A 15296-nucleotide genomic window follows, 5' to 3' on the forward strand; every position below is an offset into this window, starting at 1 on the left:
TGGTATGGAACATCCCCCTCCTCCTTTTTACAATTAGGCATATAGGAAAGGAAGGAGGAGAGATGGGATTTAACAGCTCTTTATGAAAGCGATTACAGATAATGGCTGTGAACCACTGCAGGATAGGCATATGGAGACCTAACTCAATCATAAGAAAATGGAGGCATGTTATGTTGGGACGGATGATGAAAAAAGGATTTGTGTTCTTTATCATTTTTTGCTTGGTAGTTGGCGGGGGCCAGTTCGTCCGAACAGCTCACGCTGATGATATGAATACCTATGAAGCCGAGGCCGAGGGGAATATTTTGCTTGGCAACGCGAAAATCTCTGATAGCCCGACGGCTTCAGGAGGCAAAAAGGTCGGAGGCATGTACCAAGGCAGTTCCTTGCAATTTAACAATGTTACTGTAAGTGAGACAGGAAATTATAAGATTTCCGTTTACTACATTTCAGGTGATTCGCGGCCGTTCAATATTAGTGCGAATGGAGGGGACAAGCAATTTGAAGAACCACCCAAGACAGTCGACTGGGATACGGTGGGAACATATGATGTGACTCTTCCGTTGAACGCTGGTACCAACACAATCCTGATTGATGACAACAACTGGTATTCTCCCGACATCGACAAGATTGTGATCCGCGGTTTGGACAGTGGCCACCCAGGCGAAGGGGGCGGAGATGACTGGAAGAAAAATCTGCATGGTGCAATCATTGAGGCAGAAGCAGCCGACAATATTTTGAAAGGCAATGCCAAGGTGGTGGACAGCAGTATCAGTTCAGGCGGAAAAAAAGTAACGGATCTGAACAAAAACAGTTCACTGCAATTTACGAATGTTACTGTACCGGCAGATGGTACATATTTGATTCGAATATCTTATATCTCCGGTGACCAGCGTCCTGTTTATATGCAGGTGAACAATGGCACGGATGAGATGATTGATCTGCCCAAAACGGCAAGCTGGAATACGGTAGGCACGTATGATGCGGAAGCCTCCCTCCATAAGGGAGTTAATACCATTACGTTCTCGGATCATGATTGGTACTCCCCCGATTTTGACCGAATTGAAGTAATCCCGTATACGCTTAGCTATGAAGCCGAAGATTCGGGCAATACGCTGACTGGTGAAGCGCGAGTAACAGAGAGTCCGAATGCTTCCGGCGGCAAAAAGGTCGGCTATCTGAATGGCGGAAGCTCCTTGACATTCAATAAAATTATAGCCCCCATGACAGGTGATTACCGCGTTAAGGTAGATTATTTTTCAGGTGATCCACGGAGTTTCTATGTCCATGCGAATGGTGGGGAAGAACAGTTCCATGACCTGCCTAAAACCCCGGATTGGGATACGGTAGGTACGTATGATCTTACACTCCCATTAACTGAAGGCGAGAATACAATCACCTTTTCAGACAACAATGGCTATTCTCCCGATCTGGACCGGATTATCGTAGAGCCTGCGATAGAGACAGAACCCGAAAATCCAGGTGAAGGAGATGACGATCTGGGAACACCGGGTGACTCGCAACAATACGGGGATATCACGGTGACTGATTACACGCATGGCCTTCTGGTATCGAACGGAAAATACGAAGTGTCTTATAATACCCAAACTGGATTCGTCGGCTATAGCTGGGCAGAAGGGCAGAAGATGCGGGGCATTTTCAGCAGCATTAAACTTGGTGAGAGCCTTGTGGAAACCAAAGGTTATGAGAGTCATGCGAGCGGTGGAGCACCGCTGGAGATTCAGGATGAATTTGGCAAAGGCATTGAGTTGAATTTCGTTCATACGTCAACTGGCAAACCAACCCTGAAGCAGGTCTATCGGTTTTATGAAGATAAGTCGTATTTCCTCAACCGTTTGGATGCCATCAGTGATACAGAGATCCAGAGTAATTACATGTCACCAATTACTGTGAAAAATACGGGTGGTGTGGATATCGGCGTCAGCTCGGATAACCGTGTGCTTACAGTACCTTTTGACAATGACGCCTGGATACGCTATAAATCTCAAACGATGAACCGCGCGGATACCAGTTACGAAATGACAACGGTATTCAATAATTCAACACGTAACGGTCTCGTGATTGGTTCAGTAACCCATGACACCTGGAAGACCGGTATTGACTGGAAAGGCTCAGCTAATCGTCTGAATGAATTTGTTGTGTATGGTGGTGCAGCGAGTGACGTTACTCGCGATACTCAGCCACATGGCAGCCTGACTGGTACTGAACTGTCCTCACCACTGATTATGGTAGGTGGTTTCAGTGACTACCGCACAGGACTTGAAGAATACGGAAAAGCCAATGCGATTATTACACCTCCGCTGGCGTTGAATCCGGAGCTGCCACAAGGCGTTCCAGTAGGTTGGAATAGCTGGGGAGCTTATGATAGCGGGCTTTCGTATCAGAACGTAGTGGATGTGTCCAATTATTTCAAGAACAATCTTAAGAAGTTCAACAATAACGGCAATGTATTCATTAACATGGATTCATACTGGGATAATCTAAGTGATGCTGAGCTTGCTCAAGCCGTATCTGTAATTAAGGACAATGGTCAGCATGCAGGCATCTATTGGGGGCCATTTGTGTATTGGGGCAACGATATGAGCCAAAAAGTAGATGGTACCAAGGGGCAATATACGTATGGTGATATTGTGCTTAAGGATGCTGAGGGGGAGCCTCTGCCTACACTGGATGGAGCATATGCACTGGATGTGACACATCCGGGAAGTCAAATGCGTATGAATTATTTTTTGGATAAGTTTAAATCACTTGGATTCACATTCATCAAACTGGATTTCCTAACCCACGGCTCACTGGAAGGCCAGCATTATGATACAACCGTGACGACAGGGATACAGGCTTACAATGAAGGGATGCGTTATGTTGAAGAGCGATTGGATGGGAAAATGTTTATTAGTGCGTCCATTGCACCGATCTTTCCAAGTCAATATGCGCATAGCAGACGGATCTCTTGTGACACTTATGGCAAAATCAATGAAACGGAGTATATGCTCAATTCATTGACATATGGTTTCTGGCAAAATGGAACGATCTATTCATATACAGATCCAGATCATTTGGCATTAAGCAGTGCTTCAAGCTTGGAGGAAGCCCGCAGCCGGGTAAATTCCGGTGTAATTGCCGGTACGGTGATGATGGATTCCGATGATGTGAACGATCCCAAGGCACAGGAATACATGACAGCATTGTACAATAACACGGATGTTCTTCAGGTGGCGCTGAAAGGCAAAGTATTCAAGCCGCTTGAAGGAAATACGAATGCAAATGCGGCAGATACGTTTGTCCTAAAAGATGGCAATGATTATTACCTTGCCGTATTTAATTACAGCGGCAATAGTTCAGCAAACAAAACGATTAATTTGGGTCGTGCCGGATTGAATGAATCCAAATCCTACATGTTACAAGATTTGTGGACAGGAGAATCTTCGACAGCCACGGGTTCATGGTCCATCTCGCTTGGACCGGCTGAATCGAAGTTGGTTAAATTGACCGAAAAACCACTCAATCCTGAAAACCCAGGAAACCCAAGCAATCCTGGCAACAATGGCAATAACAATAATACTACTAGTGGGAACACCGGCAACAGCACGGCTCAGGAGAACGATACAGTAACACTGGTCATCACAGCCGATATGCTGAAAGTGGACAGTGGGACAGGGAAAGCCGTTGTGGACATCAAGGCTGGTACTCAGGAGCTACAATTGTCATCTGCTGTTTTACGCCAGCTCGGCAACCATCCACTGGAAGTGAAATCAGGCAAGCTAACCCTGCAAGTACCTGCGAGTTTGTTCCATCAGCTGTTGAGCAAGCTACCAGCTGGGCAACGGGAAGATAGTATGATTTCCTTGAAAATGGTTCCGCTTGGCAGCAAGGCCAAGGAGGTCGTTGCTGCAGTGGAATCATCTTCTCGGGCAACGGTTTCCCTTAAGGGAGAAATCTATGAATTCAGCCTTTCGGCAACAACCAAATCAGGTACAACCGAAACACTTTCTGCGTTCGATCATCCGGTTACGCTGAGTCTGGCAGCGGCTGAAGGCTTCGACCCTTCACTGGGAGGAATATATTATATTAACGAAAATGGGAAATTGGAATTTCTCAAATCGGATTACGTTAATGGCGTATTAACGACTAAAGTGAGCCACTTCAGCAAGTATGCCGTTCTCGAACTGAATCGGACGTTTGCCGATGTTCCGGCCAGTCATTGGGCCAATTCTGTAATTAAGGAGTTGGCAGCAAAGGGGTATGTCGAAGGTACAAACGAAGATCAATTTGAGCCAGGCCGGGCTGTCACTCGCGCTGAATTCACTTCTATGCTTGTTCATTCCCTGAGACTGACCGTAGCGGGGAAAGTACAATTTACAGATGTAGCGACAGATGCGTGGTACGCGGAACCCATCTCGATTGCGACCCAAGCCGGTATTGTCAACGGCCGAAGCGCAGCCAGTTTCCAGCCGGACGCACAGATTACCCGTGAAGAAATTACGGTGATGCTGATGAAAGCATACGAACTGAATGATGGGAAAGTGCCTGTGGGTGCTACAGACATCTTGTTTACAGATATGGCTCAGGTTTCTTCATGGGCAGCTGTTTCGGTGAAGGATGCAGCCCGACTAGGACTGGTTCAAGGCCAAAGACAGGGGCAGTTTGTGCCTAAAGGGATAGCTTCCCGTGCAGAGGCGGCTCAGGTCATCTATAACCTGATTTTGAAGTAAGTTATAAGGCTGCGAATTGCATCGCAGCCTTATTTTCATAACTTAGAATGACAGATGATTTCCCCTATGGATTGTAAGAATGCGATATGGCTAATTTAACTCCTGCTTCCTACAATAATATGTATGTTCACAACACACAGCACGAGGGTAACAGGAACTCGAAAGGATGATAAACTTGACGATTCAATATAATGAACAACTACGTATATTTGCAATACAGACACAAAATTCGTCCTACATTTTCGGAATTAATGAGAGGGAACACCTCCAGCATCTGTATTGGGGTAACCCCGTGGACATCGAGGATAGCGCTCCGTTGCTCCATCTACAATCCCATAGCTCTTTTGACGCGGAAGTGGAAGGAGAGGTGGAGGAGTACAGCTTCTGGGGAGGCGCATCTTATACAGAGCCATCTCTGAAGCTGCGTATGTCTGATGGTGTCCGCGATCTTCAGGTAAAGTATGACCGTCACGAGATCATTGAACAGGATGGCAGACAGGCATTGATTATCACGTTGAAGGATCAGGTGTATGCACTTGAAACACAGCTGGTATATCGGGTCATCCCGGAATTCGACCTGGTGGAGCGTTATGCCAATATCGTAAATAAGGGACAGGCGGATATCGTGCTGGAAAGCATGCAATCCGCAGCCTGGACATTGCCATATCTCCAGGATTACCGTCTGACGCATGTTACGGGGAAATGGTCAGGTGAGTTCCAACTGCGTAATACCATTTTGACAGAGGGAAAAAAGGTACTTGAATCGCGGAGAGGTTTCACGGACGGTCATGCTAACCCATGGTTTGCGATTGATGATGGTCTTTCGACGGAAAGCGGCGGTGGGGTATGGTTTGGTGCTCTGGCCTGGAGCGGCAACTGGAAGATTGTCGCTGAGAAGACACCATTCACGCATGTGCGGGTAACAGGTGGCATCAATGATTTTGACAATGAATGGTTGCTGGGTGCGGGCGAAACGTTTGAGACACCTGTCTTTGTCGGCGGATTCAGCCCAGAAGGCTTTGGAGGAATGAGCCACCGCTTGCATCAGTATCAATACAATTACATACTGCCTCGCAGTGAAATCGGGAAAGTGCTGTATAACTCCTGGGAAGCGACCTACTTCGATGTTAATGCACAGGACCAAATGGCGCTTGCCGAGCGGGCAGCCAAGATGGGCGTGGAGCTGTTCGTCGTGGATGACGGCTGGTTTGGACAGCGGCATTCCGATCGAGCGGGGTTGGGCGACTGGAACGTGAATAAGGAGAAGTTCCCGAACGGACTAGTTGAGCTGATTGACCGGGTTCACGGACTTGGGATGGAATTCGGCATATGGGTAGAGCCGGAGTCGGTCAATCCGGATAGTGATCTCTATAGAGAACATCCAGACTGGGTATATCATTTTGAGACCCGAGGACGTACGGAGCTTCGCAATCAGCTGCTGCTGAATATTTCCAAGCCGGAGGTTAAGCAATACATTATTAATTTCATGACCGAACTGCTTGGCAACCATGAGATTAAGTTCATTAAATGGGACATGAACCGGACCATCACGGAGCCAGGCATGAAGGGGCACCCCATTAACCGTCAGAAAGAAGTATGGGTAAGGCATGTCCAGAGTCTCTATGATATATGGGCACAGCTGAGAGCCAAGTTCCCGGATGTGGAGTTTGAGACTTGCGCAGGAGGTGGATCGCGGATTGATCTGGGCATCTTCCGTTATGCCGACCAGTCCTGGCCGAGTGACAATACGGATGCGTTCGACCGTCTGAGCATTCAGGAAGGCTTCTCGTATACGTACGCACCACGTATGATGACTTGTTGGGTAACCGAGTCACCTACAGGAATGAACGGTCGAAACGTCTCTCTGAAGTATCGTTTCCACAGTGCAATGATGGGCACGCTTGGTATTGGTTCCAATCTGAACGAGTGGAGTGATGAATGGATTGAGCAGTCCGGGGAATTCATAGGACAGTACAAAGCCATTCGCCACCTCGTGCAATTCGGCAGACAATTCCGCCTGACTGCGCTTCGCGATAAGGGGGTTACGGCTGTCCAGTACAGTAATACTGCCGCAAGTGAACATGTGCTGTTCGCCTTTCTTCACTCGCAGAAGCTGGGTGAACCGTTGCCAAGACTCCGTTTGGCGGGTCTTCAGGCTGACAAGACCTATCTCATTGAAGAGCTGGGATTATCGGTCAGTGGCCGTGCGCTGATGAACATCGGGGTGGAATTGCCTCTACGCGGCGATTTCGACAGTCTAGTGTATCGTATCCGTGAGCAGGTATAAAAGGATGCTGTAGAAAATGCTTTAAAAGGAGTGCTTTGCAAGCCAATAATGGCTGCATCGCACTCCTTTTTTATGTGATCTCTTTTTGTGGCAGACGAATTTGGACCGTGGTTCCCATGCCTAGTTTGCTATACACTTTAACACCGTAATATTCACCGAACTTCAGCTTAATTCTCCGATCCACATTTGAAATGCCATAGCCTCGTCCTTCTTTCTCTTCAAACAGAGACTGAAGCGTCTTACGCCGCATGCCCATTCCATCGTCTATAACAGATAAGATGATACTATTGTTCTCGATGACGCCCTTGATATGGATATTTAGGGGCCGATCCTGGTTCCAAAGTGCATGAATCACTGCATTCTCCACAAAAGGCTGTAACGCAAGCTTTACGGTCGAGTAGGGCAGAATCGATTGATCTATCGTGTAGATGATATTCAGCTTACCCTTAAATCGAATAAGTTGTATGGCGTTATAGCTCTGCGTCAGTTTCAATTCCTCATTGATCGTCAGGATGCTCTTACCTTTATTCAGGGATATCCGATAAAACTTGGCCAGATGAAGGACCATATCCTGAATCTGGGGATCCTGATGCTTTACGGCCAAAGAGGAGATCGAGCCGAGTGTATTATACAGAAAGTGAGGATTGATCTGAGCTTGAAGCAGATCAAGTTCGGCTTCCTTGCTCTGTAGCTCCTTCTGGTAGACTTCCGTAACCAGACTTTTCAACCGGGTTGTCATCTGCTCAAAAGCAAAGTGAAGCTGTCCTATCTCATCATTGCCCATTTGTTCCTCATGGGTAGGATTGAAATCCCCCCGTTCAATGCGCCGAATCATCCGTATTAACGTCCTGATGCGTTTGCTGAACAGCGATGCGGTAATATAAATGAGCAACAGCGCCACGCCGATGAAGCCCAGTGAAATTTTGATAATAAGCTGAGAGAGAGATTTGGCATCTTTGATAATACTGTCGTAAGGGAAGATGGATACCGTCTTCCAGCCGTTTTTGAGCGTATTATAAACCGCCAGAGCCTTCACGCCTTGATACGTTGTATCAAATCTGCCTGAAGACGTCTCGTCAAAATTCTGATGAAGCAATTCGGGCAAGCTTGTGTTGATTAACTGCTTGTCCGCTGAAGAAAGAATAATACCTTTGTCATTGATAATAAAGATATCTTTGCCACCTGCTTCTTTTTCCATGAGAGAGTAGATGACAGACTCGGAAATTTGAAAGACCAGCATCCCATAGGGGTACTGATTACTATTGTTGTTCAGCAACCGGGCAAGTGTAAACATGGCGGGACCATTCTCAGTCTGCGGCGATGAGAGATGAATAATGTTCCCATAGGATTGTTGCAATTTGTGGAACAACTCCGTGTTCTGAACTTCGGGTGTAATCGGCCGGATATAATAATTGTCTTTGGGCAGTGATGGATTGTCCGAATAAATGAATGCGCTATCAAAATCAGGGTAGGCAGCCATCACGGTGTCGATTCGATTGCCAATGTAGTTATAGACGTCCAAATAGGATGGATCATCCTGATACTCGTTCGTAAGGTAATTGGCAAGACGATTATCCAAATAAATGGAGGCGGAGATATGTTCGTAGCTATCCAGTTTATTCTCCAGATTTTTAGTGATCTGAGCTGTTGAGTTCGTCATGTTGATGTAGATCTGCTCGGTAAGTTTCGTTTTGGTAAGTTCATAGGAAAAATAAACCAGTAGCATCATCGGAATGATGGTAACTAGTACAAATACCATAAATAGTTTGGAACGAAAGCTCAGGTTAACAAAAGGCATGTATATGTATTTTCGATAAAATTGGCGCATTAGATAGCCCTCTCTTGACTGATTATTCGTTGCACAGTTCATCATAGCAGAGTGAATATGTAAATCCAATCCTCTCTTTTTACAAAAACATCTTTAAAAAGCGGTATCTTTCGGAGAATTCGACTATGGCAAGCAATCTGCGTCAAATTTATGATAAATAGGAGAGAAGTTGATCAAGATATGGCTGGCCATGCTGCTGTATAGAAAAAGGGAGGGTATTTAATGCATAAGGTAAGCGCTATCAAAACAGTCAGGAGCAATAATCTGATAAGCAGACTAAAAGAGCAAAAATGGTTATTCGTGCTTATGCTTCCTGCCTTCATTGCGACATTGCTATTTTCCTATGGTCCGATGTTTGGACTATATATGGCGTTTACGAATTATCAGCCGGGTGGGGGATCGTTTTTCTACCAGTTCTTCCATGCCGAGTTTGTAGGTTTCCAGTGGTTTGAGTATTTCTTTACTACAGGGGATTTCTATCGGGTTATGCGTAATACGCTTGCGACAAGCTTGCTGACGTTGTTCTTCGGATTTCCTGCTCCAATCATTCTCGCGCTTGTGTTGAATGAAGCGAGACAGGGATTTTTCAAACGGTTTGTACAGACGGTTTCTTATCTGCCGCATTTTATCTCATGGGTTATTGCAGCGAACATTGTAATTACGCTTCTGGCTTCGGATGGAATGCTTAACAATATTCTGGTTCTGCTCGGCATCGTTAAAGAACCAGTCGCATTTTTGCAGAACGGGCCACTATTCTGGTGGATTATCGCACTGTCGAACATGTGGAAAGAGATGGGTTTCAGCGCCATAATGTATCTCGCCGCAATCGCTTCCATTAATCCGGAGCTCTACGAAGCGGCCAGGGTGGACGGAGCCAGCCGATTTAAGCAAATGTGGCATATTACGCTGCCATCCATGCGCCCTACAATTGTCATATTGGCTATTCTTGCGGTCGGAGGCATCTTGAATGCAGGATTCGAACAGCAATACCTGCTGCAAAATAATACCGTACTTGAATACTCGGAAGTAATTGATATTTATGCCTACAAATACGGACTACAGAACAGCATGTTCTCATATGGGGCTGCTGTGGGGATGTTCAAATCCGTTGTTGCCTTTATTCTTGTTCTCATCGTGAACCGGATTTCCAGAAAAGTGAACGACCAGGCGTTGTTCTAACTATAAAAGACAGAGGGGAGCGCTTGTGATGATTCTGAACAGATTCGGGGATCGTATTTTCAAAATTATTGTGTATTTCATTCTTATTCTCGTATTACTGGTTACATTTCTTCCGTTTTGGAATATACTCGTTCTTTCATTGAACAGCGCGGAGGATACGGTACGGGGCGGCGTTTACTTGTGGCCGAGGGACTTGACCTTGGACAGCTATCAGCAGATTTTGAAAGATAGTGAGATTTTAAACGGGCTGTGGGTAACCGTCAAACGAACGCTGATTGGCGCACCGCTATCGGTTCTCGTCATTACGATGCTTGCGTATCCGCTAAGTCGGCGGAATCTGGTTGGTCGCAAAGGCTGGAACCTGTATTTTATCTTTACCATGTATTTCAGTGGCGGGCTCATTCCGTTCTACATGGTGCTTAAGGCGCTGAACATGATCGATACATTTTCGGTGTTCATTTTGCCAAGTTTGATGAATGTCTTCTATATGATTATTGTCCGTACCTTTATGGAGCAGCTTCCCCATGAGATTGAAGAATCGGCGAGGGTTGATGGCGCTAACGATCTGACAATTTTCTTCCGGATTGTGATGCCGCTGACAACACCTGTACTTGCAACCGTGGGCCTTTTTCAAGCGATTGGGCATTGGAATGCCTGGTTTGATTCCTATGCGTTCACCTACAGCTCGGACCTGAAGACCTTACAAGCCGTACTTGTCAAAATATTGAATCAATTTCAGACTGGCGGCATGATTTCACAAACGCAAATGCTGGCCAACTCGGCCAAACGAAATGCCGTTTCCAGCGATACCATTCGAATGGCTGCAACGATGGTAGCCACCTTACCAATCGTTATGGTGTATCCGTTCCTGCAAAAATACTTTGTTAAAGGCATGACTTTGGGAGCGGTGAAGAGTTAATCTATTCCATAATCCGGTTGCAGGAAGGGCTTGTCCGGTGGCCTCTCCTGAGAGGGGGTGGGCAAAGATCGTTTTGGAAATGCTCAATCAATCACTACAGGAATTTATTCATAGGGAGGAATTAGGGTGTCAATGACAAAGACAAAAAAATGGATGACCATGGGGATTACGGCTGCATTAGTCGTTGGTTTGCTTGCGGGCTGCTCTTCCAATGATGGGGAGAACAATACAGCGGGTAAAGATGCGGAACAAGGGCCGATTACGCTGACCTGGTTTGATGGTAATACCAAAGGAGAACCTTTTACCGATGCGGTTGCCCAGGAAATTACCAAAAAGACAGGCATAGAGATTTCCATACAACAGCCAACGGGTAATCCAACGGAAAAACTGAGCCTGATGCTTGCCAGTGGTGACTATCCGGATGTGGTGGTCATGAGCCGGGGAGATGCTTCCCTCGATAAATATATTTCAAGCGGCGCATTCATTCCACTGGATGAGTTAATTGAAAAGTATGGTTCTGATCTGAAAGAAATGTATGGCGAAACGTTGACCAAAACCCGTTATACAGACGGCAAAAACTACTATCTGGCAAACTGGTATGGACTCGACAGTGATCCGGTCTTCGGTATGCTGATGAGACAAAACCTGTTGGAAGAATTTCTTCCTGACAAAGCAGATGGTTCACAGCCACTCACAACGGACGAGTTTGAAGCACTCCTGAAAAATTTCAAAGAAAAATATAATACGATTGATGGCAAAGAGTCCATTCCCATGACGATGAACGGTGAAAACATGGGCGCGAATCTGGGAACATTCAAAGGCATGTGGGGTTTAAAAACGTATTATGACAACAACGGACGTCTGCAATATGATGTAAAGGACCCCAAATATCGTGAAATGCTCTTATATATGAATCGTTTATATAGAGAAGGTCTGATTGAGAAGGAATTTGCCATTAGCAAAACGCAGACATGGATTCAAAAGCTGACAACTGGCGCGGTATTCGCTACCCCAGGAGCATATTGGGACCCAGGTAACGGCAATGCGGCCCTGAAGAAGGATGGCGGGGAAAAGAATCAGTTGTTCGCATATAAGGTTGTTGCTCCAGGTGTAGATCCGGCCCAAACTACATTTGGCCCAAGAAGCTCGCTTGGATGGGATGCGATTGCTATTACCAAAAATAACAAGCACCCAGAAGAGACCGTTAAGCTGTTTAATTATCTGGCGAGTGATGAAGGACAGCATTTGCTGTTGTGGGGCAAGGAAGGCGAGCAATACACCATGGTGGATGGCAAGCGACAACCAGACCCTGCATTCCTGCAGAGTTTCAAGGATAACTGGGATGATACGGTGAAGAAAAGTGGCGTTCGTAAATGGTTATGGTTTGTCAAAAATGGTCTGGATCCAAATGGACAGCCATATGACATGGCTGTTAAATTCCAACGTAGTGAAGTGGATGAATTGGCCCTCAAGAGTCTTGGAGATTCCGTATGGGATACAGCACAGTATGATAACTTGAATCCGGATGGGGGAACACCTCAAGCACTGACGGCCCAGAAGGTGAAGGATATTATGGATCAGAGCATTACGAGAGCCATTATTGCTCCAAGTGAAGCTGAAGCCAACTCCGTATTTGACAAGATGCTGGAGGATATGAAGAAGGCTGGCGATGAGAAAGTGGAAGATATCATTAACGAGAAATATGCTCAGCGTATGGAACTGTGGTCTTCCAAGTAATTGAAGTGTAAATTTGATAATAAGAAGCGTCCTGGGATAATCCGGGGCGCTTCTTATTTGTGGAGACATTCTAAAAGATGAGCTAAACCGTTGCTTTAACAATGGAGATGAAATCCCCTGCTACTGTAGAGATCTTGCCAACATGACCAGGCAGCATATATTGCTCGCCAGAAGAAACGGTACATAATGCCCCTTCTGCCCAAGGGATATAGAAGGTTAGGGAAGTACCAGCTTGGCTCTCAATCTCGATCCAATCTGTCTCCCCATCCGCGAAAGCCGCACTGACAAGGAAGCCACCCACTGCACGTAGGGTGTGGAACTCTGCTTTTTGTCCTTTCGGCCAGTTGGGAAAGAAACGCAGGTTTCCATTATAACTTTGAAGAAGGCATTCATTGATAACGGCAGGCAGGGAGAAATTTTCAAACCAGATACCCATCCGGGACATGAAATCGAAGTTCTCCGTGTCAGCATAGCGACCACCGCTCATCAGGACCCGATCTGTGCAAGTACCGTTTGGTAGCAGACAATACTGGATTTGACGCTTGAAGCGTTCCAAATCCAACACGCCAAGCCGGGCTCCGGCAAGATGATAGAATACCAGTTCATTCCCGCCTTCGTTGCGGTGATTAAGGTAGGAGTTCACTGCGGTCTGGTAGTCCTCCTCTGACGAATGAAGCCCGTGATCTTCACCTGGAAATACGGTCGTAATAGGAATGGGGACGTTATATACCACATCAGGATCTTCACCCTCCACCGACACAAAGACTGAACCGTAGCGAGATTCGGCTGTGGGATAAGAAGGGAAATGGCTCAAAATCTCTTTTACTTTCTCTAGCAGATCCTGCTCGGATTCCGTCCTTTCAAGGACATCGCAAGCCTGGGTGAACGCATTGAACAGAAATCGCGTTAGTGTGAGGTCAATCAGACAGTCTTTGTTTTTGGCAAAGCCGGGTGAAATCTCATATAGCTCCGGCACCACCGTCGGAAAAATGTGATAATTACCATCTCCCCAGCGTTCACCCTGTGATTCGGGACGATTCATGTAATGGACCATGAACAGCACGGCTTCCTTGATGGGTTGAAATGCACGATTACGAAGGAACGTCTCGTCCATGGAATACAGATAGTGCCACCATAGACTTTGTACGGTCCATGGCGTTTCACAGATTTCCCATCCCCAATGCGGGACAGGATATGGCATCATGGACATTTCAACAGGATAGGCTGAGTGGGGGAAGTAAGCACCGCTCAATCCGTAATAATCACGTGCCCACGCTCGGCTGACAGGAAGTACATGATCAACCATATCCACGTAGGGAAGATGTTTGTCGAGATGGTTGCTGGAGAATGCGAGCCAAAATGGCTGCTGCGTGTTGTAATTCATGTGGTAGTCCCCATGCCAGTCAGCACCGATGGTACGATAGCTCCAGTTGGCGAATAGACCTGGACAGGTAACGCCCTCTTTCACGGCACAATTAAAAAAGTACAGATTGTGGTACCAGATACGCTCCAGAAATTCATCTTGCAGAGCGACGGAGGAGCGGCTCCAATAATCACGCCACATTGCATTGGATTCTTCTTTAGCTTGACTAAAGAAAGATAGTTCTGGCGGGTTAGCCTCATTATTCAGTTCACTATAAAGGCCTTCCCACAGCTCTGCACAGGCTAAAAAGCCAAGTTCAGGTTCTCCCAGAGGAGAGCTGTTGACTGCGGGCTTCTGATGATGCAAAGCATGTTCTTTCATTGCAGTTAATCCAGACGAGCGAACAGCGAGCCGGAAAGCTCTATCTTTTTTATGTGTAATATAGGGCACAGCGGGATGCTCAACATGCGGCAAAATTTGCGTAAATGACTGTCTACCCGTAATTTCGCTGGTTACGACTGCTGCTTGGGGAAATTCAGGCGGTGTTTCGGGATCGGGAATCAGCTTGATCTCCTCGAATAAATGAATCAGAGTACCCGTCGCCGGATCACTTACCTTCATCCAGACCCGGTCGTGCTCGCCTTCTACAAAGAGTTCGAATACAGCAGGTTCGCCATTGATCAGGAAATCAATCGTGCAAAGGCCATTGGCAATATCCATGGTATGGCCGATGACTTCGGCCTTTCGCCGATCATACCGCAGCAGCAGTGACCCGCAGGGCATGGGCTTGGGATAAGCTTTACTGTAATTTTGCCCGGCTATCTCACAATACTGTTTGTACCACGGATGATCCGTCAATTGCGTCAAATCTGCTGGCAGAGCAGCTAATCTTTCATATACTTCTTGGAAAGTCATCAGCTCTTCACGGTGTTCTTCGGCGAGACGGATATCCCATACATTGTTGTGCCCAAAATGGAGCATCACAGCGTCAGGGCGGGTTGTTACGACAATACCTAGTCCCCCATTGCCCAGTAGTGCGCCTTCAAAAAAATCCGGTGCAGGACCAATGAAGGAAATGGGATGCTGCTTGGCAAGTTCATAGCCTCTGTTCTTGTTTATCTCGTGTCTTCTTTTCGGTTGCTTATCATTCTTCTGCATGAGTCGTCCTCCTTATGAAGTCTTGCGATGTACAGTTATTACTGTATCTGAACAGCAGTTTGCTGTATTTAGCAAGACGTCCATGATTTGCA

7 protein-coding genes are annotated in these 15296 nt (G+C 46.5%); 5 read left to right on the forward strand and 2 right to left on the reverse strand.

What is annotated here, in order from left to right:
- The first annotated feature begins 170 nt into the window (after nucleotides 1-170).
- Together RS891_RS10375 and RS891_RS10380 are read left to right on the forward strand one after the other, a co-directional pair.
- Nucleotides 171-4733 (forward strand): S-layer homology domain-containing protein, encoded by a 4563-nt coding sequence (locus RS891_RS10375; protein WP_315795219.1) that lies wholly within the window; start codon nucleotides 171-173, stop codon nucleotides 4731-4733.
- Nucleotides 4734-4899: 166 nt separating this feature from the next.
- Complete coding sequence (locus tag RS891_RS10380) at nucleotides 4900-7020, forward strand: alpha-galactosidase (RefSeq protein ID WP_315795220.1); 2121 nt, start codon at nucleotides 4900-4902, stop codon at nucleotides 7018-7020.
- A gap of 70 nt (nucleotides 7021-7090) precedes the next feature.
- On the opposite strand, the gene RS891_RS10385 is transcribed toward RS891_RS10380, so the two are convergent.
- Entirely contained in the window at nucleotides 7091-8848 is a 1758-nt protein-coding gene (locus RS891_RS10385) for a cache domain-containing sensor histidine kinase (RefSeq protein ID WP_181586524.1), read from the reverse strand.
- Between the two features lie 222 nt (nucleotides 8849-9070).
- On the opposite strand from RS891_RS10385, the gene RS891_RS10390 reads away from it, so the two are divergent.
- The 3 genes from RS891_RS10390 (at nucleotide 9071) to RS891_RS10400 (ending at nucleotide 12683) form a co-directional block, all read left to right on the forward strand.
- Nucleotides 9071-10027, forward strand: a complete 957-nt coding sequence (locus RS891_RS10390; RefSeq protein ID WP_076289390.1) for an ABC transporter permease — start codon at nucleotides 9071-9073, stop codon at nucleotides 10025-10027.
- Nucleotides 10028-10055: 28 nt separating this feature from the next.
- Nucleotides 10056-10946 (forward strand): carbohydrate ABC transporter permease, encoded by an 891-nt coding sequence (locus tag RS891_RS10395; protein WP_076289391.1) that lies wholly within the window; start codon nucleotides 10056-10058, stop codon nucleotides 10944-10946.
- 132 nt (nucleotides 10947-11078) lie between these two features.
- Nucleotides 11079-12683, forward strand: a complete 1605-nt coding sequence (locus tag RS891_RS10400) for an extracellular solute-binding protein (protein WP_113052746.1) — start codon at nucleotides 11079-11081, stop codon at nucleotides 12681-12683.
- A gap of 82 nt (nucleotides 12684-12765) precedes the next feature.
- Here RS891_RS10400 and RS891_RS10405 read toward each other — a convergent pair whose 3' ends face one another.
- The gene (locus tag RS891_RS10405; protein ID WP_315795221.1) at nucleotides 12766-15204 is read right to left on the reverse strand and encodes a glycosyl hydrolase family 95 catalytic domain-containing protein; all 2439 of its coding nucleotides are present in this window, start codon (nucleotides 15202-15204) and stop codon (nucleotides 12766-12768) included.
- Between the last annotated feature and the right edge of the window lie 92 nt (nucleotides 15205-15296).

The organism is Paenibacillus sp. BIC5C1, assembly GCF_032399705.1.
Lineage (GTDB): Bacteria > Bacillota > Bacilli > Paenibacillales > Paenibacillaceae > Paenibacillus > Paenibacillus taichungensis_A.

What these genes read in the sequence shown, in the direction of transcription:
- RS891_RS10375 (WP_315795219.1), top strand. Translation starts at nt 171, where the DNA reads ATGTTGGGACGGATGATGAAAAAAGGATTTGTGTTCTTTATCATTTTT.
- RS891_RS10380 (WP_315795220.1), top strand. Translation starts at nt 4,900, where the DNA reads ATGATAAACTTGACGATTCAATATAATGAACAACTACGTATATTTGCA.
- RS891_RS10385 (WP_181586524.1), bottom strand. Translation starts at nt 8,848, where the DNA reads ATGCGCCAATTTTATCGAAAATACATATACATGCCTTTTGTTAACCTG.
- RS891_RS10390 (WP_076289390.1), top strand. Translation starts at nt 9,071, where the DNA reads ATGCATAAGGTAAGCGCTATCAAAACAGTCAGGAGCAATAATCTGATA.
- RS891_RS10395 (WP_076289391.1), top strand. Translation starts at nt 10,056, where the DNA reads ATGATTCTGAACAGATTCGGGGATCGTATTTTCAAAATTATTGTGTAT.
- RS891_RS10400 (WP_113052746.1), top strand. Translation starts at nt 11,079, where the DNA reads ATGACAAAGACAAAAAAATGGATGACCATGGGGATTACGGCTGCATTA.
- RS891_RS10405 (WP_315795221.1), bottom strand. Translation starts at nt 15,204, where the DNA reads ATGCAGAAGAATGATAAGCAACCGAAAAGAAGACACGAGATAAACAAG.